Raw genomic sequence first — 3,696 nt, 5'->3', positions numbered from 1 at the left:
CCAGGCGCTGAGTCAGACGGTGCTGTTTATCGACTTCCCGAAGCAGGAGCAGTCCAGCATCGGAGGTGATATGACCACCGGAAAAATCGGCTTCAATTTGGCGGCGAGAAAGTGGCGAGAAGGTCAGTTTTTCAGGTACCATTTTGGATAGCGGCTGTTGGTTCAGTGGTGATGGTGTAAGGTCCTGAAACCATAGCACTTTCAGCCGCTCCCTTCCTCCTTACGCTACCTTCTCATGAGAAATCCGGGCTAGGCGCATGAGCGGAACACTCCGCTTCTTATCCTCAACAAAGTATTTGGAGCGGCTGCCTTTTCTCTTCTGGAGACGCCTCTCCACTTCATAGGACATCAAACCACTAAGGGCCCGAGGGACCATTGCCCAAGCTGAGAACAGCAGGGTTTTGGTGAAGTTACGGTTGGCTGCAAATGCGCCCTGCAAGGGGTAATGAGGAGCGCTGGGGGGAATCCACAGCAACTCCTCTACCCTGTCATTCAAGATCCGTTTTACGAGCCCACGAACTTTTGCGTTCGGTGCCTCTTCTGAGAGGTTTAGTCGAAAATTGGCAATACGCTCCCGAGGCAACCAACTCATAGTCGATTTTCCGAGAGCGGACCGGACCTTGGAGTTCTTTAGATTCCGCTCCAGCCTGTCTCTAAAAGAATAGCCACCAAGAAAAGATAACGCCCAGGGAGCCGATTTATAGAACTCCATGAGTTGATGACCGTGCCTTGCCTGGGACACCTCATCGACGGTGTCCGCCAGCCCGGTCATTGCCGCAAAGGATTTGATATCGCTTTGGCTGAAGTACTCCGCGCAATCCAGGCGTTCCGATCTGAATACCGAATCAACGTTTTCACCAATCTGTCCCCGCTCGGTACGGGCGATAAAATCCGAAAGGGCTCGTTCAACTCTTAGCTTTTCAGCATTCGAGAGATCCTCAACTGAAAACGAATCATCCCGGAGACGCAGTATCGTCGCCAAAAGATCCTTCCTGGCAGCCTCATACTCGGAAAGCCTTTGCTGATCCGAATTCATCAGAAATGTCAGGAGGTGGCGTAGCTCTTCCTGATGGGATGCTTCGACTTCATCGTCTTCTATGCGGCTCAGCGCCTTGAAAGGCGTGGCAGATAACAGCAGAATTTTCCCAGGGCTATCACGCTTGAACACCTCCTGTGCGATCAAGGCGTTTTCAGAATCCGTCGACATATCCAGAAGGGAATCAAAACGCTGAAATTCATCCAGGATGAAAAGATCTGCGCGAATGTGTCGGGCACAGGTTTTCGCCAGCCTGGTCCGCAGTTCCGAACGCAGTCGATAAAAGGAAGCGGAGCTGACATCCGATGCTGCTCCGGCAACGCTACCCAGCAGCTCATTCCAGGTTTTTTCGGAGTCGTCCGGCAAGCATCCAGATATCCGACGACCGATTGCCACCAGCCCATCAATGCACGAGCAACCGGAAACCTCAAGCCAATCCGCAAGGTCCTCTGAAAGCGATACCTCAGATTCAAGATCGCTTAGAAACTCATCTACAAGATCTTCATTCAGCTCATACCAACCCTGAAACCATCGCTCGCGCGTATCCCAGGTGCTCTGTTTGACTTCGCTGCGCATCAGCCGGTCCAGTACCGGTCGCCACGGCTTCAGTAAGTTGTGTCTCATCAAACACTGAAACAGGATATGCCGTTCCCATACGTTGCCATCGCTATTCGTGAGCGAAAACGACGTGGAGGGCGTCAGTGAACACACTTCAAGCAATTGGCCATTGGCCCCGTGCTTCTCTTTGGCTGCCAACTCCACCAACCGACCGAACGAGGGCTCACGAACATATTTCTTCGCAAGATCGTCACTGAACACCGCCAGCTTCTTACGGTTCTCGTTCGCTAAGGCCAGGTTGGAACAGATGTAGGTGACGCGAAAAGGTGGTCGAGGGTGCTCGATCTCGGCGGGTTCCACGCCTTCATTGATCTTCCGGCGAAGCATTTGTGCGATGACGCCCTTAGCGACAACGGTTTTGCCCAAACCAACTTCATCCGCAACAAGAATCCGCTCGCTGTGCCCCTCTGAAAAGAAATTTTCGATTACCCTCTCCACCGAGGCCTGTTGAAAATCCTTCAGACCGGCAAGTGTTTTGTCGATTTGCTCGAAAACCTCATGCATAAACCAACACCATCCTTAGCACTTTTGGGGTGAAAAGTGCCGCCACAACTGAGCAAACCTTTCTGGGACTGGCACAGAAGTCCCCTCAAGCCGATCGATCATTTTTTGAATTCTCTCAAGCACCTCAGTGTCCCGAGCAGCGGCGAGCATCAACTGTTCAAAAATCGGGGACTCACCGAACAAGGTGGCCAAGGCTCCCGCCTGGCCACTGGCGTCATCAAAGCTAAACCAATCATTTTTGTCCGGATGTCGTTGCAGGAGAAGACGAATGTAATTCAGAAACTTATCTTCCGTATCCACCAGCTGCTCGATAATCCGCCGCTCGCGGTCTGTGCCCACAGGTAAACGTAGGTCGGTCTGAATAACCAAATGCTCGGTTTCAGCGCTTGCCTGCGAGGTGATTTTGATTGCCAGGAAGGCGCTGAGCTGGTTTAGATTCAAGTTGCTCCAGCAGATGACGCTGTCGAGAAGCCGATAGGAGCCACTCACTGGCAAAAGGCTCACCTCCACCGATAGTCCCTCTGGCAGTTTCGGCATCTCATCTATCGAAAGCTCTAACTCAAAAAGTGTGGGATCGCTCTCTGCTTCCCTGGCGGACAATGTCCAATTCGCTTTAATCAGATCAAACGAGAGGACGCGAAACAAATCTCTCTCGCTCTCGCCCTCACTCGCTGATCGCTCTTCAAACTGGTGCTCCACAAACAGCCCGTTGCCAGGATTATCTTTATCAACCCACTTCTCAAACAACACGGCCGGACCAATCAAAGCACTCTTCCCTGTCAGCCTGACCATCAATTCAGTATTGCGCGGGTCGGCGCCTGCATTGCCCAGTGCCGCAGCTGTCGCATTTGCAGACCCAAGATGCCAGTGGCAGGTTTGCCCTCGCTCCACCACGATCAGTTTTGCGTGAAGATTGTGCCTACCGGTCCCTATCTCCAGACGTTCTTCGCCATCAACGACATCCGTGTTGATGGAAAAACACGACCAACCTTCAAGCTTCTCCGACCCTATCTCATCAAGCTCTTCACCCCGACTGAATAACCAGCGATTACCCTCTGGAACTCTTTGAGCCAACTCATCCAAAGCCCCTACGCCACCGACAGAATCTTTCAGAAATGGAGAAACGACCAATATCGAGTCATTCGGGCTCAGCATATCCAGTGGCTGACCATACCTGGGCCCACCCGCAAGAATTCTGGGATCTCTGAAATTCTCAGGTGGATGCCAATTGATCCTGCCAAGCTCCTTTCTAATAACTTTGCCAGGCTCAAAGGAAGTATCCTGGAGCAGTAGATCTCTCACCAACTCATCCCACCCCTGGTGGGTGCTGTAAATTGAGTCGCGAGAAACCTCACCGTCCAAAGACAAGGCCAGGTCCCAACTTCGATCAAATGTGAGGTTTCGGGAAAGCTGCGTATTCCGGCGAACGTGACCGGTCATTCCGGGGATCGTGACCGGTTTGCACACGGCCATCACGCTGGAGTCAGTTTTGTACTCTGAGCGGTCACGATGGGTCAACCGATTCCGTGTTTTGTGCC

3 protein-coding genes are annotated in these 3,696 nt (G+C 52.3%); all 3 read right to left on the bottom strand.

Annotation, left to right across the window (positions count from 1 at the left end):
• Positions 1-142 (bottom strand): transposase (locus LWH94_RS18870; RefSeq protein ID WP_232903273.1); only part of this gene is annotated, 142 nt, incomplete at its 3' end.
• Between the two features lie 78 nt (positions 143-220).
• Entirely contained in the window at positions 221-2,158 is a 1,938-nt protein-coding gene (locus LWH94_RS18865; RefSeq protein WP_232903272.1) for a hypothetical protein, read from the bottom strand.
• Between the two features lie 15 nt (positions 2,159-2,173).
• A partial coding sequence (locus LWH94_RS18860) for a phospholipase D family protein (protein ID WP_232903271.1) occupies positions 2,174-3,696 on the bottom strand: 1,523 nt, incomplete at its 5' end.

The sequence above is a fragment of the Marinobacter sp. G11 genome (genome assembly GCF_021282325.1).
GTDB lineage: Bacteria > Pseudomonadota > Gammaproteobacteria > Pseudomonadales > Oleiphilaceae > Marinobacter > Marinobacter vinifirmus.
Note: the sequence above shows the minus strand (reverse complement) of the source record. Positions and strands in the feature narration are given on the sequence as shown.